This is a genomic window from Mesorhizobium qingshengii, from assembly GCF_027563465.1.
GTDB classification, from domain to species: Bacteria; Pseudomonadota; Alphaproteobacteria; order Rhizobiales; family Rhizobiaceae; genus Mesorhizobium; species Mesorhizobium qingshengii_A.
The window spans coordinates 310,149-333,435 of sequence record NZ_JAPFQA010000005.1 but is presented as its reverse complement, the minus strand read 5'-3'; the positions used below and the strand labels follow the sequence as shown (position 1 = coordinate 333,435).

At 61.5% G+C, this 23,287-nt stretch carries 23 protein-coding genes; 4 read left to right on the top strand and 19 right to left on the bottom strand.

The window, feature by feature from the left end:
- Positions 1-299 precede the first annotated feature (299 nt).
- Both OOJ09_RS15100 and glnA read left to right on the top strand, forming a co-directional pair.
- Positions 300-638, top strand: a complete 339-nt coding sequence (locus OOJ09_RS15100; RefSeq protein WP_006205430.1) for a P-II family nitrogen regulator — start codon at positions 300-302, stop codon at positions 636-638.
- Between the two features lie 63 nt (positions 639-701).
- Entirely contained in the window at positions 702-2,111 is a 1,410-nt protein-coding gene (gene glnA, locus OOJ09_RS15095) for a type I glutamate--ammonia ligase (protein ID WP_269905938.1), read from the top strand.
- 927 nt (positions 2,112-3,038) lie between these two features.
- Here glnA and OOJ09_RS15090 read toward each other — a convergent pair.
- Positions 3,039-4,079, bottom strand: coding sequence for a glutamine synthetase beta-grasp domain-containing protein (locus OOJ09_RS15090; RefSeq protein WP_269905937.1), 1,041 nt, complete (start codon positions 4,077-4,079; stop codon positions 3,039-3,041).
- A 317-nt stretch (positions 4,080-4,396) separates the two neighbouring features.
- Between OOJ09_RS15090 and OOJ09_RS15085 the strand changes: the two genes are divergently transcribed.
- Positions 4,397-4,594, top strand: coding sequence for a DUF2735 domain-containing protein (locus OOJ09_RS15085; RefSeq protein ID WP_269905936.1), 198 nt, complete (start codon positions 4,397-4,399; stop codon positions 4,592-4,594).
- A gap of 88 nt (positions 4,595-4,682) precedes the next feature.
- Here the strand turns inward: OOJ09_RS15085 and OOJ09_RS15080 are convergent, their stop codons facing one another.
- The 12 genes from OOJ09_RS15080 to OOJ09_RS15025 form a co-directional block, all read right to left on the bottom strand.
- Positions 4,683-6,569: an MFS transporter gene (locus OOJ09_RS15080; RefSeq protein ID WP_269905935.1), complete on the bottom strand. Its 1,887-nt coding sequence runs from the start codon at positions 6,567-6,569 to the stop codon at positions 4,683-4,685.
- A gap of 194 nt (positions 6,570-6,763) precedes the next feature.
- On the bottom strand, positions 6,764-7,555 hold the full coding sequence (locus tag OOJ09_RS15075) for an ATP12 family chaperone protein (protein ID WP_269905934.1): 792 nt from the start codon (positions 7,553-7,555) through the stop codon (positions 6,764-6,766).
- A 12-nt stretch (positions 7,556-7,567) separates the two neighbouring features.
- Complete coding sequence (locus OOJ09_RS15070; protein ID WP_269905979.1) at positions 7,568-8,440, bottom strand: DMT family transporter; 873 nt, start codon at positions 8,438-8,440, stop codon at positions 7,568-7,570.
- 47 nt (positions 8,441-8,487) lie between these two features.
- Positions 8,488-9,468, bottom strand: a complete 981-nt coding sequence (locus OOJ09_RS15065; RefSeq protein WP_256753646.1) for an RluA family pseudouridine synthase — start codon at positions 9,466-9,468, stop codon at positions 8,488-8,490.
- Positions 9,469-9,528: 60 nt separating this feature from the next.
- Positions 9,529-9,903: a fluoride efflux transporter CrcB gene (gene crcB, locus OOJ09_RS15060; RefSeq protein ID WP_269905933.1), complete on the bottom strand. Its 375-nt coding sequence runs from the start codon at positions 9,901-9,903 to the stop codon at positions 9,529-9,531.
- A 31-nt stretch (positions 9,904-9,934) separates the two neighbouring features.
- Complete coding sequence (locus OOJ09_RS15055) at positions 9,935-10,318, bottom strand: DUF779 domain-containing protein (RefSeq protein WP_269905978.1); 384 nt, start codon at positions 10,316-10,318, stop codon at positions 9,935-9,937.
- 110 nt (positions 10,319-10,428) lie between these two features.
- Positions 10,429-11,946 carry an aldehyde dehydrogenase gene (gene adh / locus OOJ09_RS15050; protein ID WP_269905932.1) on the bottom strand — a complete coding sequence of 506 codons (1,518 nt, stop codon included), beginning with the start codon at positions 11,944-11,946 and terminating at the stop codon, positions 10,429-10,431.
- 141 nt (positions 11,947-12,087) lie between these two features.
- Positions 12,088-13,059: a helix-turn-helix domain-containing protein gene (locus OOJ09_RS15045; RefSeq protein WP_269905931.1), complete on the bottom strand. Its 972-nt coding sequence runs from the start codon at positions 13,057-13,059 to the stop codon at positions 12,088-12,090.
- Positions 13,060-13,274: 215 nt separating this feature from the next.
- Positions 13,275-14,105, bottom strand: a complete 831-nt coding sequence (locus OOJ09_RS15040) for an aspartyl/asparaginyl beta-hydroxylase domain-containing protein (protein WP_269905930.1) — start codon at positions 14,103-14,105, stop codon at positions 13,275-13,277.
- Between the two features lie 153 nt (positions 14,106-14,258).
- Complete coding sequence (locus OOJ09_RS15035) at positions 14,259-14,936, bottom strand: DUF930 domain-containing protein (RefSeq protein ID WP_269905929.1); 678 nt, start codon at positions 14,934-14,936, stop codon at positions 14,259-14,261.
- Between the two features lie 5 nt (positions 14,937-14,941).
- Positions 14,942-16,249 carry a replication-associated recombination protein A gene (locus tag OOJ09_RS15030; protein WP_269905928.1) on the bottom strand — a complete coding sequence of 436 codons (1,308 nt, stop codon included), beginning with the start codon at positions 16,247-16,249 and terminating at the stop codon, positions 14,942-14,944.
- Positions 16,250-16,297: 48 nt separating this feature from the next.
- Positions 16,298-17,788 carry a DegQ family serine endoprotease gene (locus OOJ09_RS15025; protein WP_269905927.1) on the bottom strand — a complete coding sequence of 497 codons (1,491 nt, stop codon included), beginning with the start codon at positions 17,786-17,788 and terminating at the stop codon, positions 16,298-16,300.
- A gap of 152 nt (positions 17,789-17,940) precedes the next feature.
- Here OOJ09_RS15025 and OOJ09_RS15020 point away from each other — a divergent pair, with 152 nt between their 5' ends.
- Positions 17,941-18,537: a hypothetical protein gene (locus OOJ09_RS15020; protein WP_269905926.1), complete on the top strand. Its 597-nt coding sequence runs from the start codon at positions 17,941-17,943 to the stop codon at positions 18,535-18,537.
- Between the two features lie 60 nt (positions 18,538-18,597).
- Here OOJ09_RS15020 and rplQ read toward each other — a convergent pair whose 3' ends face one another.
- From rplQ to secY, 6 genes are all read right to left on the bottom strand, one after another.
- Positions 18,598-19,029 (bottom strand): 50S ribosomal protein L17, encoded by a 432-nt coding sequence (gene rplQ / locus OOJ09_RS15015; protein ID WP_269905925.1) that lies wholly within the window; start codon positions 19,027-19,029, stop codon positions 18,598-18,600.
- 104 nt (positions 19,030-19,133) lie between these two features.
- On the bottom strand, positions 19,134-20,144 hold the full coding sequence (locus OOJ09_RS15010) for a DNA-directed RNA polymerase subunit alpha (RefSeq protein WP_013531438.1): 1,011 nt from the start codon (positions 20,142-20,144) through the stop codon (positions 19,134-19,136).
- Between the two features lie 101 nt (positions 20,145-20,245).
- The gene (rpsK, locus tag OOJ09_RS15005; protein ID WP_006205444.1) at positions 20,246-20,635 is read right to left on the bottom strand and encodes a 30S ribosomal protein S11; all 390 of its coding nucleotides are present in this window, start codon (positions 20,633-20,635) and stop codon (positions 20,246-20,248) included.
- Positions 20,636-20,763: 128 nt separating this feature from the next.
- On the bottom strand, positions 20,764-21,132 hold the full coding sequence (gene rpsM / locus OOJ09_RS15000; RefSeq protein ID WP_006205445.1) for a 30S ribosomal protein S13: 369 nt from the start codon (positions 21,130-21,132) through the stop codon (positions 20,764-20,766).
- Between the two features lie 209 nt (positions 21,133-21,341).
- A complete protein-coding gene (locus tag OOJ09_RS14995) occupies positions 21,342-21,938 on the bottom strand; it encodes an adenylate kinase (protein ID WP_269905924.1) in 597 nt (198 codons plus the stop codon).
- The gene (gene secY / locus OOJ09_RS14990; protein WP_091584616.1) at positions 21,935-23,275 is read right to left on the bottom strand and encodes a preprotein translocase subunit SecY; all 1,341 of its coding nucleotides are present in this window, start codon (positions 23,273-23,275) and stop codon (positions 21,935-21,937) included. The genes OOJ09_RS14995 and secY overlap by 4 nt, the downstream gene beginning before the upstream one ends.
- Positions 23,276-23,287 lie beyond the last annotated feature (12 nt).

Genomic DNA, 23,287 nt, shown 5'->3' with positions numbered 1-23,287 from the left:
AGGAGTTGTCGCGATCTGCGGCCATATCGTCGGGACGAGATGTGGCAGGCGCAAAACTGCACACCAAATGGGCGATATGCCCAACTATTATGCGGACGCAAGCGCTGGCGCTGTGTAAGCTCCAGCACCCCATGCCGTATCCGATGCAGCGAATGACGCGAATTTGCATCCGCGCGCGGCTCGGCTTTGAAATCGTATGAGACCGCTTCGAATCCATCCAATTGGCACAGTTCGTGCTTGATGGAGGCGCAAGCGGGGGCTCACAACCCGTTTTTTTGGCAGTGGAGGCCACTTTTTACATGAAAAAGATCGAAGCGATCATCAAGCCATTCAAGCTGGACGAAGTGAAGGAAGCGCTTCAGGAGGCCGGACTGCAAGGCATCACCGTTACCGAGGCCAAGGGTTTCGGCCGCCAGAAGGGTCATACCGAACTCTATCGCGGCGCCGAATATGTCGTCGATTTTCTGCCCAAGGTGAAGATCGAGGTGGTACTTGGCGACGACGCCGTCGAAGGCGCGATCGAAGCCATCCGCAAGGCGGCCCAGACCGGCCGTATCGGCGATGGCAAGATCTTCGTCTCCAACATCGAGGAAGTCGTGCGGATCCGCACCGGCGAAACAGGCATGGACGCGGTCTGAGCCGACCCCGCCATCCTTCGAAACGTCATCATCAAAAAACGTCATCACACAGGGATAAATGACATGACGACAGCCAAAGACATCATGAAGCAGATCAAGGACAACGACGTGAAATTCGTCGACCTGCGCTTCACCGATCCGAAGGGCAAGCTGCAACACGTGACGATGGATGTCATCGAGGTCGAGGAAGACATGTTCGCCGACGGCGTGATGTTCGACGGCTCTTCGATTGCCGGCTGGAAGGCCATCAACGAGTCCGACATGGTGCTGATGCCCGACCCGGAAACGGTCCACATGGACCCGTTCTTCGCGCAGTCGACCATGGTCATCCTGTGCGACATCCTCGATCCGGTTTCGGGCGAATCCTACAACCGCGACCCGCGCGGCACGGCCAAGAAGGCCGAGGCCTATATGAAGTCGGAAGGCATCGGCGACCAGATCTTCGTCGGCCCGGAAGCCGAGTTCTTCGTGTTCGACGATGTGAAGTACAAGGCCGATCCCTACAATACGGGCTTCAAGCTCGACTCGACCGAACTGCCGTCGAACGACGACACCGACTATGAAACCGGTAACCTCGGCCACCGTCCGCGCGTCAAGGGCGGTTATTTCCCGGTGCCGCCGATCGATTCCGCGCAGGACATGCGCTCCGAGATGCTGACGGTGCTCGCCGAAATGGGCGTGCGCGTCGAAAAGCATCACCACGAAGTGGCCGCCGCGCAGCACGAACTCGGCATCAAGTTCGATACGCTGGTCCGCAACGCCGACAAGATGCTGATCTACAAATATGTCGTTCACCAGGTTGCCAACGCCTATGGCAAGACGGCCACCTTCATGCCGAAGCCGATCTTCGGCGACAACGGCTCGGGCATGCACGTCCACCAATCGATCTGGAAGAATGGCAAGCCGACCTTCGCCGGCAATGAATATGCCGGCCTTTCGGAAAGCTGCCTGTTCTACATCGGCGGCATCATCAAGCACGCCAAGGCGATCAACGCGTTCACCAACCCGCTGACCAACTCCTACAAGCGCCTGGTGCCGGGCTACGAAGCGCCTGTGCTGCTTGCCTATTCGGCGCGCAACCGCTCGGCGTCCTGCCGCATCCCGTTCGGCTCGTCGCCGAAGGCCAAGCGCGTCGAGGTCCGCTTCCCCGATCCGGGCGCGAACCCCTACCTCGCTTTCGCCGCCATGCTGATGGCCGGCCTCGACGGCATCAAGAACAAGATCCATCCGGGTCAGCCGATGGACAAGGATCTCTATGATCTGCCGCCGAAGGAACTGAAGAAGATCCCGACCGTCTGCGGTTCGCTGCGTGAAGCCTTGCAGAGCCTCGACAAGGATCGTGGCTTCCTGAAAGCCGGTGGCGTCTTCGACGACGACCAGATTGACAGCTACATCGAGCTGAAGATGGCCGAAGTGATGCGCTTCGAAATGACCCCGCATCCAGTCGAGTACGACATGTACTACTCGGTCTAAGATTCGATTTAATACTCAAGCCCTTGAAGGAGTTTCCTCCTTCAAGGGCTTTTTGCTGACATCCGGCAGGCCACGCGTTTACCGACGGGCGCCCTCCCGTCGCGCGACCGTCGGACGTGAGCATCGCATCTGCTTTTTGAGCTTTCGACGATCGCATGCCTGTTGGGCTGACGAGCCTGTGGCCCACTGGCAGGCAATGCACGTCGCTCCAAAGACGCGAGCCTGGCCCGGCAGTGTTTGATCGATGATGGGGATGGTGTTCGACTACGAGAAATGAAGCCAGGAGCGAGCGGCGCACTGCCTCAGGCTACAGTGACCGCTCGTCCGGCGCCCCCGCCAATGCCGCCGTTCAAGAAAACCCCGCCCGTCCGAACAGCATCGCGTGACGTAACCCCAAGGCCTCCGAATACGCATGCTGCACTGCGATCTGTCAACGCCGCCAACCGGGCGGTGCATAGCCGATTTAACAGGCCGAACAGGCGCTTATGGCAGGGTCGCAGCCACTGAGAAATGCCTGAAAAAGGCGGTTTTCCGGGCTTTCTGACAAGCGCTGCTGGAACCGGGCATGGCAGCAGCCGAGGCTTTGGCAGGATTTGCGACCCCCTGAATTGTCTGACTTTTTCTGGGTCCTTTTGCCCGGATCCGACCTGTCGCGCAAAGGCAAAAAGGGACCCCGACACAAGCCGGGGTTGCTGCAAGAGCAGACCGTCAGAGGACGGCGGCGGCACGACCGCCAATCCGGACACGCTCGACGGCCGTTTTCCGAAGGGCTTGGCGGACAGGCAGGGCTACGGCCACATGGACTTCATTCCCCGGTGGCGCATGAACACCTTCTACGCCGCCGTGGTCAGGCGGCCGAGCGGGCGGTTGGAACAAAAAAACCCCGGCGACGAACGCCGGGGCTTTCTGTTTCTACCGACGCGACGCTTAGGCGGCAGCCGAGACCTCGGCGCTCGCCGCAACCGAAGCTATCGTCTTCAGGATCTGCGAGGCGATCTGGTAGGGGTCGCCCTGCGAGTTCGGACGGCGGTCTTCCAGATAGCCCTTGTAGTCGTTTTTGATGAAGGAATGCGGCACGCGGATCGAAGCACCGCGATCGGCGATGCCATAGCTGAACCTGTTCCACGGCGCGGTCTCATGCTTGCCGGTCAAACGCTTGTCGTTGTCCGGTCCGTAGACAGCGATGTGATCCATCAGGTTCTGGTCGAAGGCCGCCATCAGCGCTTCGAAATACGCCTTGCCGCCGACTTCGCGCATATAAGCGGTCGAGAAATTGGCGTGCATGCCCGATCCGTTCCAGTCGGTGTCGCCGAGCGGCTTGCAGTGGTATTCGATGTCGATGCCGTATTTCTCGGTCAGGCGCTGCATCAGGTAGCGGGCCATCCACATCTGGTCGGCGGCCTTCTTGGAGCCCTTACCGAAAATCTGGAATTCCCACTGGCCCTTGGCCACTTCGGCGTTGATGCCTTCGTGATTGATGCCCGCGGCAAGGCAGAGATCGAGATGCTCCTCGACGATCTGACGGGCGACAGAACCGACATTCGAATAGCCGACGCCGGTGTAGTACGGACCCTGCGGTGCGGGATAGCCGCTTTCGGGGAAGCCGAGCGGACGACCATCCTTGTAGAAGAAGTATTCCTGCTCGAAGCCGAACCAGGCGCCCTCGTCATCGAGGATGGTGGCGCGCTTGTTGGAGGCATGCGGCGTGACGCCATCGGGCATCATCACTTCGCACATGACGAGCACGCCGTTTGTACGCGCCGGATCCGGATAGACAGCGACCGGCTTCAGCACGCAGTCGGAGCTGTGCCCTTCGGCCTGCTGCGTCGAGGAACCGTCAAAGCCCCACAACGGAAGCTGCTCAAGCGTCGGGAATTCGGCGAACTCCTTGATCTGCGTCTTTCCGCGAAGGTTGGGGACCGGGGTATATCCATCGAGCCAAATGTACTCGAGCTTGTATTTCGTCATTCTAGCCTCTCGTTGCTTGATCACCGAACCCTGGGCGGCGCCGATATGTGGGAACCACCCAGCAGCCGACCTGCCGGATCACTAAAATGCAATTCGTGTGCCACTCTCGCCCCGGAGGGTGCGGCAAAATTGACGCCGTATTCGGTTGAAGTTGGCAAGCCGCCTAAGCAATGCGCCCGGATCAATCACAGCCGTAATTCGCACAAATAGTAGGCAAATACTGATCTTTTCGTAGGCATATTGCCTAACTTGTTCGCAGACCCTATCTTGAAAACAAGTTGAATCGACAAGGTTCGGCAGAAGAAAGGAGCCCGACAATGGAAATCATTTCCGCGCGTCCGTCGGCCAAAATTCTGATGTTCCCGGCGGCAGCGCGCGCTTCTGCCTCAAATTTGAGCGGAAAGGCTAAGTTTGCAGCAGAGCTTGCCTCGCTGCGCGGTGTTCGGACGGATTTCGGCGACGGCTGGTATCACGAGGCAGCCATCGAGAACGCGAAGCAGGATCGGCAGAGCTAGCCCCTGCCCTCCTCGCATCTCGACCACGCATTGAAAAACCCGGCGCGATCGCTCGCGCCGGGTTTTCGTTAGCCTACCGAGCTGTCAGCTATTGCTTGGCATGCAGGTCGGTTCCGAGCGTATCCCTGACGAAGATGACGCCGATGATCAGCGACATCGCCGCGACCGAGATCGGATACCACAGACCAAAGTAGATATCGCCCCTGGCTGCGCTCAGGGCGAAGACCGTCGCCGGCAGCAGGCCGCCAAACCAGCCATTGCCGATGTGGTAGGGCAGCGACATGCCGGTGTAGCGGATGCGGGTCGGGAACATCTCGACCAGGATCGCCGCGATCGGTCCGTAGACCATGGTCACGTAAAGGATCAGGATGAACAGGATCGCGACAATCCTTGTCCAGTTGACCTGCGCGGGATCGGCAAACATCGAGAAGGCCCCCGACGCGGGTATGCTGTAGACGGTCACCTCCTTGGCGCCGGCGGCTTCCTCGGACGTCAGCACCTTATCCTTGACTGCCTGCTCGAGCGGAACCGTTGCCTTCTCACCGGCGCGGATGGCCGCTGCATCGAGCTTCAGTTCGGGATTGGCCGCGACGAAGGCGTCGAGCTTCTGGTCGGCCACCTTGGACGCGGCACGCTTCAGCGGATAGCCACCATCCTTGAGTACCATGCTGACTGCCTTGGTGAAGGCAGCATCCTTGGCCTTGGCCTGATCGCCGGCGGCGATGGCGTCGTAGGATTCGACCGTCTCATTGCCGAGCTTCACCGTTGCCGGGGTCCCAGGCGCCGCTGTGGTGACGATGTCATACGGCACAGAACTCTTGGCAAGGAACGACGTGGCAATGTCGCACGACGTGGTGAACTTCGCCGTGCCGACCGGGTTGAACTGGAATTTGCAGTCGCCGGGCGCCACGGTAACCGTCGCACGCGTATTCTGCTGCGCGGCAGCCAATGCCGGATTGGCCGCCCAGGTCAATGCCTTGAACAGCGGGAAGTAGGTGAAGATCGCCAGAGCCAGCCCCGCCATGATGATCGGCTTGCGGCCGATCTTGTCGGAGAGCCAGCCGAACACGACGAAGAAGATGGAGCCGAGCCCCAAGGCGATGGCAATCAGGATGTTGACCGTCTGCAGGTCGACCTTGAGCACGTTCTGCAGGAAGAACAACGCATAGAACTGGCCGGAATACCAGACCACGGCCTGGCCGGCTGTCAGGCCGAGAAGAGCCAGGATGGCGATCTTGGCATTCTTCCACTGTCCGAAGGCCTCCGAAAGCGGAGCCTTGGAGCCTTTGCCCTCGTCCTTCATGCGCTGGAAGGTCGGCGATTCACTCAGCGTCAGGCGAATCCAGACAGAAATACCGAGCAGGATGACCGAGACGAGGAACGGAATACGCCAGCCCCAGGCGGCGAAGTCTTCCTTGCTCAACATCGCCTGAACGCCGAGGATGATGATCAGCGACAGGAACAGGCCGAGTGTTGCCGTTGTCTGAATCCACGAGGTGTAGAAACCACGGCGATCGTCCGGTGCGTGTTCGGCGACATAGGTTGCCGCACCGCCATACTCGCCGCCAAGCGCCAGACCCTGGAGCATGCGCAGCCCGACCAGGATGACCGGAGCTGCAATGCCCCAGGTCGCTGAACCAGGAAGCAGGCCGACCAGGAACGTCGAACTGCCCATGATCAGGATGGTGACAAGAAACGTATATTTGCGGCCGACGAGATCGCCGATGCGACCGAACACCAGCGCGCCGAACGGACGAACCAGGAAGCCCGCGGCGAAGGCCAGCAGGGCGAAGATGTTGCGCGTTGCTTCCGGATACTGGCTGAAGAAGGTCGCACCGATAAAGGCTGCAAGCGAGCCGTAGAGATAGAAGTCGTACCATTCAAAAACGGTGCCGAGCGAGGAAGCGAAGATGACCTTCTTCTCTTCCCGCGTCATGCCGCGGCTCGCTCCGCCGGCGGTCGATGCCAATGCCATTGCTGTGTCCTCCCGTGAGATCCTTGTCCTCGAAACTGCCCGTCATCGTCCGCGTTCTCCTCCGAACACGGACTCAAGGACAGCCGTCACGGAAAAATGACAGAAAGCGCCCCCCAACGGCAGAGCGCCTTTGGGATTATGACTTTGGTCTAATGTGCAGTGCGGGATGGGCGCTCGAACGAGCGGTGAAACCGTCAGCCCCTGAGCGCTTCGAGCAGGCCGGCGGCGGCCATCATGTCGCGCTTGCGGGCGGAGCGGCGCGCGACAGCCTCCGCGTCCTGACCCCACTGCCCGATCTGCCAGTCCTCGTCGACATGGCCGGCTGACCAGGCCGCCTCCGCGTCGAGTTCACCGCAATCGACAGCAAGCGCCAGCAGCGCCGAGCCGGTCAGCGACGTCATGACATGAATGGCGGCCAGCCGCAGCGGATCGGCACGCTGGCTGAGATGGACACCAAGCACTGCAATGGTCTCGCGCGGCTGCTCGACATGGATGATGCCCTGAGCGAGGTTGAAACGAGCCCCGAGTGTCGCCCTCGCCCAGTCGATCACCGGATCCCAATGCTGGTTCTGCCGCTCGACCAGCCCTTGCGGCGCATCAGCGCGGTAGCAGAGCAAGTCGGCGGAAGCGAAGCGCAGAATGTCTTCCAGCACCGCCTGCGGGTCGCTGGCGACGCCGTCGATGGCGGTGTTTACCAGGCGCATCACTGGCATCGTCACCGGATTGATGGTCTCACCCTGGGCAGCGAACTCGGCAGCGGCGAGCGCTGCTGCTCTCTCTGTCGGCAGCGCCAGCAGCGCCTTGCCCGGCGTGCGTACCGGCTTGCCGTCGAGATGCACGGCAAAGCCGTCTTCCGCCGGCGCGACCGTGGCCGTCTTGTAAAAGCGCTTCGGCAGATGTGTTTTCATCTGGATCTGGGCGCGGCGCACCGGGTCCGGATCGGAAAGATATTTGCCCGCTTCGAGGTCGTCGAGGATATCACGCATAAGAAGTCTTTCTCACATCGGCACCAGCTTTCGCGCCGGCCGGTTGACGATGATCAGTCCGGCGGCAATGAGGCCAAGTGCCAGAAAAATGCGAATGGTCAGCGGCTCATGCAAGAAGATAGCGCCGCACAGAACGCCGAAAACCGGTGACAGGACGGTGAAACTGGACAGGCCCGAGGCCGGATAGCGGCGCAGCAGCCAGAACCACAGCACATAGGTGAAGGCGACGATGTAGACCGCCTGGAAAAGCAGGGCCAATGTCGGCAGCACGGACGGGTCACGAACGGGCGGACCGGCGAGAGGCAGCACCAGCACGCCAACGATTGCCGCGCCGGCGAGTTGATACAGCAGCAGCTTTTCGGCGCTCGCGCCAACCAGCTTCGACCGTTTGATGAGGATGTTGGTCAGGGCCCAGAAAAATCCGGAGCCGAGGCTCAAGAGATCACCGAACAACATGTCGCCGCCACCACCAAGCTTGTCGGAGAAGACCGCGGCAAGGCCGGCAAAGGCAAGCAACAGACCGAGGAACTTGCGCAAGGTGATCTGCTCGCCGAGCAGGAAGTGGCCGCCGAGCAGCATCCAGAAAGGCATCGTGTTGACCAGCAGCGTGTTGCGGGCGACGGTGGTGTGCTCCAGGCCAACATAAAGGCAGAGGAACTCGATGCCGAAAAGCGCGCCCACGGCGATGCCGGCAAGCAGCGTCCCATCGCGGGTGAACAGCGCTATGCCGCGCCAGCGGCACCAGAGGAAAACGCAAAGACCGCCGATGATCGACCGGGCGATCGACAGGAAAACAGGATCGTAGCCGGCGTAGGATATCTTGGCGGCGACGTAGTTCAGCCCCCAGGAAAAGGTCAGGCCGACCATGATGGCGGCGGCGGCCATATCGACCGTGTCGCGCCGGTCTAGCGCGTCGGTGGCGCCGCTCAAGATCAGTCCTCCGCGCTGGCGTCGTCGAAGCCGATCAGGTTCCAGCTCTGGCGCATATGCGGCGGCATCGGCGCGGTGACGTCGATGACGCCCTTGTCCGGGTGGGGAATTATGATGCGGCGCGCGTGGAGATGCAGGCGGTTTTGAATGCCGCCGGGGAAATCCCAGTTGGTGTCGGCCTCGAAATATTTCGGATCGCCGATGATCGGGCAACCAATGTAGGCGGCATGGACACGAAGCTGGTGGGTGCGGCCCGTATAGGGCTCCATTTCCAGCCAGGTCATCGTCTGCGCCGCCTGCTCGATGATGCGGTAGTAGGAGACGGCGTGGTCGGCGCCCTTTTCGCCATGCGCGGCGACGCGCACCCGGTCACCGTCAGGCGTCGGCTCCTTGATCAGCCAGGTCGAGATCTTGTCCTCACGCTTGGGCGGTACGCCCTTGACCAGCGCCCAATACGTCTTCTTGGTCTCGCGGGCGCGAAACGCTTCGGACAGCTTCATGGCGGCAAGCCGGGTGCGAGCGACGACCAGCACGCCCGATGTGTCGCGGTCGAGCCGGTGCACGAGCCGCGGCTTCTCACCCTTCTGGTTGCGCCACGCCTCCAGCATGTCATCGACATTGCGGGTGACGCCCGAGCCGCCCTGCACGGCAAGGCCCGCCGGTTTGTTGAAGACGAAAACCTTCGGATCCTCGTGGATGAGCATTTTCGCCAGAACGTCGGCATCGCCCTGGTTGCGGATGGAATGACCGGTCAGCGCGCTCTCGCCCTTCTTGTCGACCTCGAGCGGTGGAACGCGCACCATCTGGCCGGGCTCGACACGGGTGTCGGCCTTGACACGGCCGCCATCGACGCGGATCTGGCCGGAGCGCAGCAGCTTCTGCAGATGGCCGAAGCCAAGGCCCGGGAAATGGGTCTTGAACCAGCGATCGAGCCGCATGCCCGCCTCGCCGGCCTCCACCGTGATCTGTTCAACACCTGCCATGGTTCTCGCTTTATCCGTTTTCCAAGCAGGACCGGGCCTGCTCTCGGCGCGGCAATAGCATTAAGGCAGGCTTCTTGCGAGCCAAAGACCAAAAAACAGGGCGAAGATCGCACCAGTGACGCTGGCCAGCGCGTATCCGAATGCCGGCAACGTCGCTCCCCGCTCCCATAATGTCGCGAAATCGAGCGAAAACGCGGAAAAGGTGGTGAAGCCGCCAAAGATGCCAGTGGCGACGAACAGCCGAAGCTCGTTCGACCCGCCGCGACGTGACAGGGCTGCGATGAACAGGCCCATGGCGAAAGAGCCGACGATGTTGATGGCCATCGTGCCCCACGGAAAATTCGGACCGATGAGCCGCAACGCGCCCATATTGGCCAGATGGCGGATGCCGGCGCCAATGCCGCCGCCCATAACAACGAGAAGGAGATTGAGCATCGCGGTTTTCTGCCCGCGCGGGGCGGCCCGGTCAATCCCCCGTGCGTGTCGGCGCTGGCACCGCACAAACAGTTGAACGCGTCAGGAATCGCCTCTCGCGTCCATTGTCGAGCGAGAACATGCCGCCCCTGCCCGGCACCACGTCGATGATGAGATCGGTGTGCTTCCACACCTCATGTTGCGAAGCGCTGATGTAGACCGGAGTCTCGCCGATTTCGCCGAGCATGACATCCTTGTCGCCTACGATGAAATCGCCCCGGGGATAGCACATCGGAGAGGATCCATCGCAGCAACCGCCCGACTGGTGGAACAGCACCGGGCCGTGATCGGCGATGATTTCGGCCAGGAATGCCCGGGCCGCCGGCGTGGCCGAGACCTTTCCAAGGGAAACCTTGTCGAGCATGCCGTCCTCCATCACGAAGCGTGCTCCTGCACGAAGGGCCGAGGCGCGGCGATGAAAGCCGCGCCTCTCGTGGAGATCGCGCATGATCCTTGTGACAGGATCATGCGCTGGCTGGGGAGGGATCAGAAGAAACCGAGCTTCTTCGGGCTGTAGCTGACCAGCATGTTCTTGGTCTGCTGATAATGGTCGAGCATCATCTTGTGGTTTTCGCGACCGATGCCCGATTGCTTGTAGCCGCCAAAAGCCGCATGCGCGGGATAGGCATGGTAGCAATTCGTCCAGACGCGGCCAGCCTGGATGGCGCGGCCGAAGCGGTAGCAGCGGTTCGCGTCACGGCTCCAGATGCCGGCGCCAAGGCCGTAGAGCGTGTCGTTGGCGATCGACAGTGCCTCATCGTCATCCTTGAAGGTCGCCACCGAGACCACAGGTCCGAAGATCTCCTCCTGGAAGACCCGCATCTTGTTGTGACCCTTGAATACGGTCGGCTTGACGTAATAGCCGCCCGCCAGATCGCCCGGCAGGTGGTTCTGCTCGCCACCGGTCAGCACTTCGGCACCTTCCTGACGGCCGATGTCGAAGTAGCTCAGGATCTTCTCCAACTGCTCGCCCGACGCCTGCGCACCGATCATCGTTGCCGGGTCAAGCGGATCGCCCTGGACGATCGCCTCGACGCGCTTCAGCGCACGTTCCATGAACTTGTCGTAGATCTTCTCATGCACCAACGCCCGGCTCGGGCAGGTGCAGACCTCGCCCTGGTTGAGGGCGAACATGACGAAGCCTTCGATCGCCTTGTCGAAGAAATCGTCGTCCCCGGCGGTCACGTCCTGGAAGAAGATGTTGGGCGACTTGCCGCCGAGCTCCAGCGTTACCGGGATGAGATTCTGGCTGGCATATTGCGAGATCAACCTGCCGGTCGTCGTCTCGCCGGTGAAGGCGATCTTGGCAATGCGGTTCGACGAGGCGAGCGGCTTGCCGGCCTCGAGGCCAAAGCCGTTGACGATGTTGAGCACGCCATCCGGCAACAGGTCGCCAACCAGATCCGCCCAAAGCATGATGGTGGCGGGCGTCTGTTCGGCCGGCTTCAGGACGACGCAATTGCCGGCGGCAAGGGCCGGCGCCAGCTTCCACACGGCCATCAGCAAGGGGAAGTTCCAGGGAATGATCTGGCCGACAACGCCAAGCGGCTCATGAAAATGGTAGGCGACGGTGTCGCTGTCGATCTCGGAGATGCCGCCCTCCTGGCTGCGTACCGCGCTGGCGAAATAGCGGAAATGATCGATGGCCAGAGGCAGATCGGCGGCGGTCGTCTCGCGGATCGGCTTGCCGTTGTCCCAGGTCTCGGCAAGTGCCAGCAGATCGAGATTGTCCTCCATGCGGTCGGCGATGCGGTTGAGGATCAGCGCACGGGCGGCGGCACTTGTCTTGCCCCAGGCATCCTTGGCCTTGTGCGCGGCGTCGAGCGCCGCCTCGATGTCACTGGCGTCGGACCGGGCAACCTCGCCCAGCGGCCGACCGTTCACCGGCGAGATGTTTTCAAAGTACTTTCCGGAAAGCGGGGCGACCCATTTGCCGCCAATGTAATTGTCGTAACGCTTGGCGAAGGGAACCTTGGCCATGCGGGAAAATTCTATCTTGTTCATCATCTTCCTCCCAAGAAGCAACGCCACGGGATGCGGCGTGTCACTGGGAAGAGTTGCCGATGGGGTCGGACTTGTCAGCCCGGGGCCAGCACTGGCCGACGCCGACTGTCGCAGAACTGCGACAGTCGCAGGCCTCGAAGGTCAATGTGGACGGCGGATGCCGAAGCGGGCAAGCTTGCGGTGCAACGTGGCCCGCGAAATTCCAAGATTGCTGGCGGCGGCCGAAACATTGCCTTCGGCGCGCGCGATGGCGCGCTGAACCACGCCGCGCTCCGCTTTATCCAGGTCTTCGTCGGTGTTGGCCGCGCCGCCAAGGATGTCGGCGGCCGGCAGCCCCTTAGCCAGCGCCTGTTGTGTGATGCCGAGGGCCAGCCGCGCCGAACGCGTTGCCCCAACCACGAGATCATCACCATTGACCGCGATCAGCGCGCCGGTGCTGCGCTCAGCCGCCGAGGCAAGCAGAATGCGGGCATTGGGAAAAGACAGGCGAAAATTCTCGGCCTCGATGCGGCGCGCGGCATCGCCGACCGCGATGGCGATCAGGCCGACAAAGCCTTCGGTCAGGTCCGACCTGCACGAGGAGACATCGAGCGCCGCCGCCAGATTGCCTTCGTGGTCGTAGATCGGCGCGGTGGTGCAGCTGAGCAGCGTGTTGCGTGAAAAGAAATGCTGATCTCGATGAATGGTCAGCGCACGCTGATCGGCAAGGCATGTACCGATGCCGTTGGTACCCTCGGAGTCCTCACTCCAGACGGTGCCCGTCCACAGTCCCCATTCGTCGAAGGTGTCGTCGTCCGCGACAGCGCCACGGCGTTCGACCGGGATGCCATTGCGATCGGCAACCAGCACGCAGCAACCAACACCGCCGACAGCCAGGTACAGCCGGTCGAGGCTCGCATCGGCGGCGCGACGCAATGGTTCCATGCGCTGCCGTGCTTCGTTCAGCTCGCCCTCGGTCAAGCGTCGCGGCGCCTTGCGCTCGGCCGGATCGAGACCATGCAATGCAAGCGAACGCCGCCAGGAAGCGACCAACGCCGAGCGAGCCGCATCGCGGCCGGCGATGGATGCCTGTACAAAATCCGCATGATGGACGGTCGGCTGCTGTCCCCTCACCTTATCCTCCCAAGGCGAATGTCGCTTCCAACTCACAGTAGCGTTATATCTATTGGGATACATCCGCTGCGTCGAGTTGTAGAGGAACAAGGCCCGATGGCGCTATAGGACGTTGGTTCAAGACCAGCCGCGGAGACCAGCCGGTCCGCGCTGCAATTCCCGCAAAGCGCCGAGAATTCTGCCGGCAAGGCCGGCAGCTTCGATGATCTTTCAGCTCAGGGGGTTCCGACCTTCTTCGGCTTGGTCGACCCGATCATCTTCCAGTTCTTGTAGAACATCGAATTGATGCGCTCGACGCTCACCGAGACGATGGCAAGAAGGCCCGCGATGAGCCCGGGGACCGGGGACGGGCGAATGATGTCCATGAACACGCAGTAGCGCCGCCCGTCATATTCGTTGACCGAGCGGTGCAGCAACGTGTCGTCGAAGATGAACAGCGGATTGTCATACCAGTAATTCTTGACGTTGCCGCATTCGATGAAGATCTCCGATTTCACCGGGATCAGGTTATAGAGAATGCGCAGGCTGAGCCGCAGCGGGCCGAAGTGCCAGGATGTCGATTCACGCTTGCTGAAGACGGAAACGGCGATGGTCTTGATGTATTTGAAATCCTTGTTGAACTCGGCGACATTGTCGATCTTGTGCTTGCCGTACCACTGATAGACGTACATGCCGCGCCGGCCGGCGCCAAAATTGGCGTCGATGTCGGCGATGATCTCATCCTTGCGCGCCTTGAAGACGTCCAGGACCTCGTTGACCTCGCGCTGGTAATCCTCCGGAAACTGCTCCAGCTTCCACACGCCCGGGTTCCTGTAGCACAAGAGATCGACCAGCAGGTTGACCGGCGATAGCAGCCAGGTGAACAGGCCGTTGCCAAGGAAATAGCCGCTGAACAGCGACATATCCTTGCGGTCGTTGCGCAGGACATCGATGAGGCCGAGGACGATGAAGATCGTCGTCAGGATCGGAATGAGATAGAAGCCGAGGGCAAGAATCGGAATAGCAATGGCGAATTTGCGAAGGGTTTTGCGAAGGGTTTTTGTCATTTTTCCACGCGCGGAGCGCGATCCTGTTGCGAAAGAGTAGCGCCAAGTCATAGTAACGACCACCACCCCGGCCGCGCGCCTTGATAAGGTTTTTTGGTTCGCCACACAACGCCCATGGCTTTGCGGGTCGGCAGCCGGTAGAGCCGATATCGGTCAATGCACCGCCGGCAAGCCGAGTTCGTCCCATTTTTCCCTGGCCACGGGATCACCAACCAGAAACCCAAAGCCGACGACGCTTTCGCCGTCATGCGCGAGTTGGCATCTGAACTTCAGGCCGTACCAGTTTCTGCGGCTGCGAAAGGCAGCGCCGTTGGCGGCGATCGTCGTGCCGGTGATCTTCTCCTCCGCCGTTGCATAAGGCACGACCTGCTCTGGCTGAAAATCCGCGCGCCATCGGCGAATCTGATCCATGGCCTCGAGATTGCACAATTGCACCATGCGCTCGTCGGAAGCGAAGGTCGCGAGATCGGCGCGCGCCTGGCGGCTGCGTGGATCGGCGAGCGTCTTGGCCGACAGCATTTCGGTCGGCCGGATCATGGCCGGTGCGCTGTGCGGTTGAGGTCGAGGCGGGCCCGAAGCCGGTGGCGGCTCTGCTGCCCGCGCCTTCGGCGCCACCGGGGCCGCTGGTGCCGGCGGCGGCCGGGTTGAAGCCTCGAACTGTTGCGGCGTCAGGATGTCGACCGACACCCGCTCCTCCTCCGGTCGGTTCGTGCGCTTCGGTATCGGCATCAAGGCCAGTATCGCGGCGAACAACGCGTGCAGAACGACCGAGGTTGAAATGCCCCAAGGCGAAGCCTCGTTTTGAAGCGTGACGACGACCGGGCCACGCAAGCCTGCTATTCCCGCTCTTTGCGCAGCTTTGCCCAATAGTCGAGACGCTTCCTGATGTCGCGCTCGAAACCGCGTTCAGGCGGATCGTAGAAGGTCTGGCGGCCCATCTTTTCGGGGAAATAGTCCTGGCCCGAAAAGGCATCCGGCTCGTCATGGTCGTAGCGATAGCCGGCGCCGTAGTCCTCCTCCTTCATCAGCTTGGTTGGAGCGTTGAGGATGTGCTTGGGCGGCAGCAGCGAGCCGTATTCCTTGGCGGCGCGCGTGGCCGCCTTGAAGGCGGTGTAGACGGCGTTGGATTTGGGCGCGGTGGCGAGATAGACGGTGGCCTCGGCAAAGGCGAGTTCGCCCTCGGGCGAGCCAAGATAGTCGTAAGCATCCTTGGCGGCGTTGGCGATGACCAGCGCCTGCGGATCGGCAAGGCCAATATCCTCCATCGCCATGCGCACCAGCCGGCGGCCGAGATAGAGCGGATCCTCGCCGGCATCGAACATGCGCGCGAGATAATAGAGCGCGGCGTCGGGATCGGAGCCGCGCACCGATTTGTGCAGCGCCGAGATCAGGTTGTAGTGACCGTCCTGGCCCTTGTCGTAGATCGGCGCGCGGCGCTGGACGATGCGCTGCAGCCCTTCGGCATTGAATATCTCGCCCGGCTTGGCGGCGCGCCAGACCTCTTCGGCGAGTGTCAGCGACGCGCGGCCGTCGCCATCGCTCATGCGGATGAGCATCGCCTTCGCCTCGTCATCGAGCGGCAGCGCCCTGCCCTCGATGTCCTCCGCCCGCGCCATAAGCTTGGCGATGCTCTCCTCGCCGAGCGAGTGAAAGACCAGCACGCGCGCGCGTGACAATAGAGCCGCGTTGAGCTCGAAGGACGGATTTTCGGTGGTGGCACCGACGAGTACCACGGTGCCATCTTCCATGACCGGCAGGAAGCCATCCTGCTGCGCGCGGTTGAAGCGATGGATCTCGTCGACGAACAACAAGGTCTGGCGGCCGTTGGCGCGGCGCAGCTTGGCTGCTTCGAACACCTTCTTCAGGTCTGCGACGCCGGAGAACACCGCCGATATCTGCTCGAAGGCAAGGCTGGTTTCACCGGCAAGCAACCGTGCCACCGTGGTCTTGCCGGTGCCGGGCGGTCCCCAGAAGATCATCGAGCCCAGCGAACCGGAGCCGATCAAGCGGGTCAGCGCGCCGTCAGGGCCGGTCAGATGTTCCTGGCCAACGACCTCACCGAGGTTTCTTGGCCGCAGCCTGTCGGCCAGCGGCCGCCCGGGCGGTGCCTTTTCCGGTTCGTCGACGCTGAACAGATCGGCCATGCACTTCTTTTTGGTTGGAGCATGAGCCCGATTGCACGGGCCCGTGCTCTAATAACGCAACACCTGACGTAGTATCTGCCCGCCGCGCTCGACGGTAAAGCGCCACCAGCGCGTATCCTGCTGAGCGACCTGCGCAAGCGTTGCCGCGGTATCGATGGTCGTGCCGTTCACCTCGCGCACGATGTCGCCGGGCTGGAAGCCGAAATCGGCGGCCGGCGAATCGCGGTTGATATCGATCACCGTCACGCCTTTGAGGTCGGTGCGCAGTCCAAGCTTCTGGGCTAGCCGCGGCGACAGTTCCGCGACCTTGGCGCCCGAGAACGGGCTGCGGCCATGCAGCGTCACTTCCGAGGCTTTCGCACCCTCCGGCGCGCGTTCCAGCGCGATGTCCATCGCCGCTTGTTGTCCCTTGGTCAGGATCGCGAAGTTGGCCTTGGTGCCGATCGACAGCGTCGCCATGCGATAGTCCAGCGCCTCGATGCTCTCGACAGGCTTGCCGTTGATCTGCAGCACGACATCGCCAGGCTTCAGCCCTGCCTTGCCCGCGGGGCCCGCCGCGTCGACCGAAGACACCAGCGCACCGGTCGGCTTCTCCATGGCAAGCGATTCGGCGATCTGCGGCGTCACCGCTTCGAACTCGGCGCCGATATAGGGCCGCTCGAAGAAATCGAGGCCGGCCTTGGCGGCATCGGCAAACGCCCGCACCATATTGGCGGGGATGGCAAAGCCGATGCCGATCGAGCCGCCGCTGCGGCTGTAGATGGCGGTGTTGATGCCGACCAACTGGCCACCCATGTTGATCAGCGCACCACCGGAATTGCCGGGATTGATGGCGGCGTCGGTCTGGATGAAATAGCCCGAATCCGAAACGCCGATATGGCTGCGGGCAAGTGCGGAAACGATACCGCTCGTCGTGGTCTGTCCGACGCCGAAGGGATTACCGATGGCCAACACCAGGTCGCCGACCTCGAGCGCATCTGAATCGCCAATAGCGATGACGGGGAACGGCTTGTCGGATTCGATCTTGAGCACGGCAAGATCGAGCGTCTCATCTTTCAGCATCACCTTGCTGGTGAATTCGCGCCCATCAGCGGTCGCCACCTTGACCTCGTCGGCGTCCTTGATGACGTGGAAATTGGTGACGATGACGCCGCTTGGATCGACAAGCACGCCCGAGCCCAGCGAAGACTGCGCCCGTGGCTGCGCGCGGCCGAAAAACTCCTCGAAGAACGGATCGCCTTCAAAAGGCGACGTGACCTTGGCCGTCTGTGAGGCATAGACATTGACCACGGCGGGCGCTGTCTGCTTGACCAGCGGCGCGAACGACAGTTGCACCTCCTCGCGGCCGAAGGGCACGCGCTTGTCAGGTCCCGAAGTGGTGTTCTCGCCTTCCACGCCATGCAGCAGGTCGGTCAGCACGTCTGAAAGTCCCGGATCTGCCTTGGGGGCATCCTCGGCAAGAGTCTGCCTGACTGCCGGCGCGGCTGCGAACGCCAGCATGGCGCAGAGCAGAACAAGGGACAGTCTTTTGGCGCGCATTCGCGAATCCTCCAAGGCGAGTTCGGGCGCATTGTCCCGACGATTGTGCAAAATGAAAGGCTAAGCCACTGAAATCCGATTATTTTAAGCAGCAAAAACAGCTACAGCTGATTTTGAAACGGAAACCTCGTCGGCCTCATGAAAAACAACTGGTGTCATTCCGTGACTTTTTGAAGACCGGCAAACTGGGCGCGATCTCTCCCGACATGACAATGACCGAGATTGTCACAGTGCTCGGGACGCCTGAGCATGCCGATCCAGATTACTGGACGTTTGGAAAACTCGAAATTTCCTTTGATGTCGAGGCGCCTCGCCAGATGAACTGGTTTCAAATCGAAGAGGCCGGTTACCTCAAAGGCGACCTGGAGGTTCTCACCAATCGCCTTGCGCTTTCGCTGGATGGGTTCAGCGGAAAGACAAAGCCATCGCAATTCCTGGATGCCGGCCTATGGGCTCCAAATCAGGTCAAAATTTTCTACGCAGCTTCCGGCGATGACATCTTGCTGAACATCTGCGCTGGACCGGTTCAGATACACTTTCGCGTCGATGCCAACTTGAAGGATGGCCAAGACGCCGAAACATATTTGAGCAATGTCCCCATGTCGCAACTGATCATGAAGATCGACTCTCAGGCTGTTCTCGACAGCATCTATTCCTATCCACACCCGAAGACCGAAGAGGTACCGGGAGCGTTCAATTGGAAGCTGTTAAGCGGAAGCCACTACCTGATCTTGGCGGGCAGACGCTAACCACCAGCAAACAAAAGGGGCCCGCAGGCCCCTTCAATTCATTCCGGAAAGACGGGGGCCTTATGCGGCCGCAGCTTCCTCGTCGGTGCCTTCCGCCTCGATGCGGGCGCGGTCGCCGGCGCCCTTGGCCGAGGTGTCGCGGTCGACGAACTCGATGACCGCCATCGCGGCATTGTCGCCGTGGCGGAAGCCAGCCTTCATGATACGCAGGTAGCCGCCGTTGCGGTTGGCGTAGCGCGGGGCGATGGTGTCGAACAGGCGCTTGACGACGCCTTCATTGCCGATCTGGGCAATGACCTGGCGGCGGGCGTGCAGGTCGCCGCGCTTGCCGAGCGTCACCAGCTTCTCGACGATCGGACGCAGGTCCTTCGCCTTCGGCAGGGTGGTGACGATCTGCTCATGCTCGAGCAGCGACACGGCGAGGTTGGCGAACATCGACTTGCGATGGCTAATGCTGCGGGCGAAGCGGCGGCCTTTAAAACCGTGGCGCATGGCTCTTTTCCTTCTTCAGTTGTTCAAGAGGCCGCGGCCTCTGATGGTTTTCCGCATGACCGTCGGATCGAGCGGCCCACGCCGCCGATCCTTGGAATTCATGCTCAATATTGGTCTTCGTAACGCTTGGCGAGGTCTTCGATGTTTTCCGGCGGCCAGTCCGGCACTTCCATGCCGAGGTGCAGGCCCATCGCCGCCAGCACTTCCTTGATCTCGTTCAGCGACTTGCGGCCGAAGTTCGGGGTGCGGAGCATCTCGGCTTCGGTCTTCTGGATCAGATCGCCGATATAGACGATGTTGTCGTTCTTCAGGCAGTTGGCCGAACGCACCGAAAGCTCGAGTTCGTCGACCTTCTTAAGCAGCGCCGGGTTGAAGGCGAGCTCGGTGACGGCTTCCGCCGCGACTTCCTTCTGCGGTTCGTCGAAGTTGACGAACAGGCCGAGCTGGTCCTGCAGGATGCGAGCGGCGAAAGCCACCGCGTCCTCGCCGGTGATCGAACCGTCGGTCTCGATCGTCATGGTCAGCTTGTCATAGTCGAGAACCTGGCCCTCGCGGGTGTTCTCGACCTTGTAGGAGACCTTCTTGACCGGCGAATAGAGGCTGTCGACCGGGATGAGGCCGATCGGCGCGTCCTCGGCGCGGTTGCGGTCCGCCGGCACGTAGCCCTTGCCGGTGTCGACGGTGAATTCCATGCGGATTTCAGCGCCTTCGTCCAGCGTGCAGATGACGTGGTCGGGGTTGAGGATCTCGACGTCGCCAACCGTCTGGATGTCGCCGGCGAGAACCGCACCCGGTCCCTGCTTGCGAACGACCATGCGCTTGGGGCCATCGCCTTCCATGCGGATGGCGATTTCCTTGATGTTCAAGACGATGTCGGTCACGTCCTCGCGCACACCGGCGATGGACGAGAATTCATGCAGAACACCGTCGATCTGCACGGCGGTAACAGCCGCACCGCGCAGCGAAGATAGAAGCACGCGACGCAGCGCGTTGCCCAGCGTGAGGCCAAAGCCGCGCTCGAGCGGCTCGGCGACCAGAGTGGTCAGTGTCTTCTTCTTCGACGAGAACTCGATCTTGTTCGGCTTGATCAGTTCCTGCCAATTTTTCTGGATCATGATGCTTTCCTTCCGTTGACCCGCCACCATCCAATCGTGGCGGGCGACCTGGAATACCGCGGAGGAACGCTCTTGGCGTTCGCGCGGCGTTCGGTAATTTTTTAGACGCGGCGCTTCTTGCGCGGGCGGCAACCATTGTGCGGGATCGGCGTCACATCACGGATCGAGGTGATGGTGAAGCCGGCCGCCTGCAGGGCGCGCAGCGCCGATTCACGACCGGAGCCGGGTCCGCAGACCTCAACTTCGAGCATGCGCATGCCGTGTTCCTGGGCCTTCTTGGCAACGTCCTCGGCAGCCATCTGGGCGGCAAACGGGGTCGACTTGCGCGAACCCTTGAAGCCCTGGGCACCGGCCGACGACCAGGCAATCGAATTGCCCTGCGCGTCGGTGATGGTGATCATCGTGTTGTTGAAGGTCGAATTGACGTGGGCAACGCCCGACGAGATATTCTTGCGTTCGCGACGGCGAACACGAGCGGCTTCCTTGGCCATGACAGTCCTTTCAGTTGATCTCTACACCGCCGTAATGCCAGCGGCTCCACCCTTCCCGTTTTTCAGTTGCCGGGAAAACGCAACCGGCAGCCGAAGCTGCCGGGCGAGACGGACAAGCCGTCCGAAACTTACTTCTTCTTGCCGGCGATCGACTTGGCCGGGCCCTTGCGGGTGCGCGCATTGGTATGCGTGCGCTGGCCGCGAACCGGCAGCGAGCGGCGGTGACGCAGGCCACGGTAGCAGCCGAGGTCCATGAGCCGCTTGATGTTCATCGACACTTCACGGCGCAGGTCGCCCTCGACCTGATAGTCGCGGTCGATCGTTTCGCGGATCTGCAGCACTTCCGCGTCGGTGAGCTGATTGACGCGACGTTCGGCCGGGATGCCGACCTTGTCGACAATCTCCTGGGCGAACTTCTTGCCGATGCCGTGAATGTACTGAAGCGCGATGACGACACGCTTGTTGGTCGGAATGTTAACGCCGGCTATACGAGCCATGTTCTTCTCTTCTCCATTTGGGCCGGCCAACCTTCAAGACAAGGAAGACCCGGCGCTATCTTAAGTTGCCCCGCGTCCGGTGGAGGCCGGCCCATGCGGGAGTTTCCAGTTCAAAGCGGCTGCCTTGCCCTTGCGGACAAGCAAAGCCCATGCCTGATAGGAAGACGGGCCGCCATACCGCAGCGAACCGCTCCCGTCAAGCGCAATCGTTAATTTCGCCGCGTTGCCGCCTTGAGCACTGCCTCGATCTGCTCCGTCACCTGATCGATGTCGGCCATGCCGTCGACGCTCCTGAGCTTGCCCTTGGCATAATAGTAGCCAATCAGCGGCGACGTCTTCTTGTAGTACTCTCGCAGGCGTTCCTCGAACACGGCCGGATTATCGTCCTTGCGTACGGGCAGACCGGCGGCCTGTGCCTCATCGGCGCGCTTGACGATTCGACCAACCAGCGCCTTGTCGTCGACGACAAGTTCGATGACGGCATCCAGGCCCTGGGAACGATCCGAGAGCATTGCTTCCACCGCGTCCGCCTGCACCAGGGTTCGCGGGTATCCGTCGAGGATGAACCCCTTCGCGCAATCGACCTGATCGATACGCTCGGCGACGATCGCATTGACGATGGCATCGGACACCAGTTCACCAGCATCCATCACCGCCTTGGCGCGCTTGCCGACTTCGGTACCGGCCTGGACGGCAGCACGCAGCATGTCGCCCGTCGAAAGCTGGGGTATGCCGTGTTTTTCTACCAGTCTTTGTGCTTGTGTCCCCTTGCCCGCCCCTGGCGGCCCAAGCAAAATCAACCTCATCTGGCTTTCTTCCCCCCGCGCAGCTTCGACTTCTTGATCAGGCCTTCATACTGGTGCGCGATCAGGTGTCCCTGAATCTGCGCAACCGTATCGAGCGTGACACTGACCACGATCAGAAGCGATGTGCCACCAAGGTAGAATGGTACGCCAGTCGCCGAGATCAGGAACTCCGGCAGCAGGCACACCAGCACCAGATAGATGGCGCCGACGACGGTGATGCGGGTGAGGACGTAATCGATGTAATCGGCGGTGCGCTCGCCCGGACGATAGCCCGGGATGAAGCCCGAATGCTTCTTGAGCTGATCGGCGGTGTCCTTCGGGTTGAAGACAATCGCAGTATAGAAGAAGGCGAAGAACACGATCATCGCCGCATAGAATGCCATGTAGAGCGGCTGACCGTGGCCGAGCGAAGCCAGGATGGTGCTCGCCCAGGCCGGCATGTTGGTCGTCTGCGAGAAGCCGGCGACGGTGGCCGGCAGCAACAGCAGCGAGGAGGCGAAGATCGGCGGAATAACGCCTGATGTGTTGAGCTTCAGCGGCAGATGCGAGGTGTCGCCCTGGAACATGCGGTTGCCGACCTGACGCTTCGGATACTGGATCAGCAGGCGGCGCTGGGCACGTTCGAAGAACACGATGAGGGCGATGACGACGATGGCCAGGACGATGATCGCCAGGATCAGGCCGGTCGACAAGGCGCCGGTGCGGCCAAGCTCCAGCGTGCCGGAAATGGCGCGCGGCAGGCCGGCGACGATGCCGGAGAAGATGATCAGCGAAATGCCGTTGCCGATGCCGCGCGCGGTGATCTGCTCGCCGAGCCACATCAGGAACATGGTGCCGCCGACCAGAGTGACGACGGTCGACAGGCGGAAGAACATGCCGGGATCATTGACGATGCCGTTGCCGTTCTCCAGGCCTACCGAAATGCCATAGGCCTGAACCAGCGCCAAAAGCACGGTGCCGTAGCGTGTGTACTGGTTGATGACCTTGCGGCCCTGCTCGCCTTCCTTCTTCAGCGCTTCCAGCGACGGTATGACCGAGGTCATCAGCTGCATGATGATGGAGGCGGAAATGTACGGCATGATGCCCAGCGCGAAGATCGCCATGCGCTGCACGGCACCGCCGGCGAACATGTTGAACATGCCGAGCACACCCTTGCTCTGCGAGGAGAAGGCCTGCGCGAAGGCGTCGGGATTGATGCCGGGAAGCGGAATATAAGTGCCGAGGCGATAGACGAGCAACGCGCCGATGGTGAACCAGATGCGTTTCTTCAGGTCCTCCGCCTTGGCGAAGGCCGAGAAATTCAGATTCGAGGCTAGTTGTTCAGCAGCCGAAGCCATGCCTGATTCTCC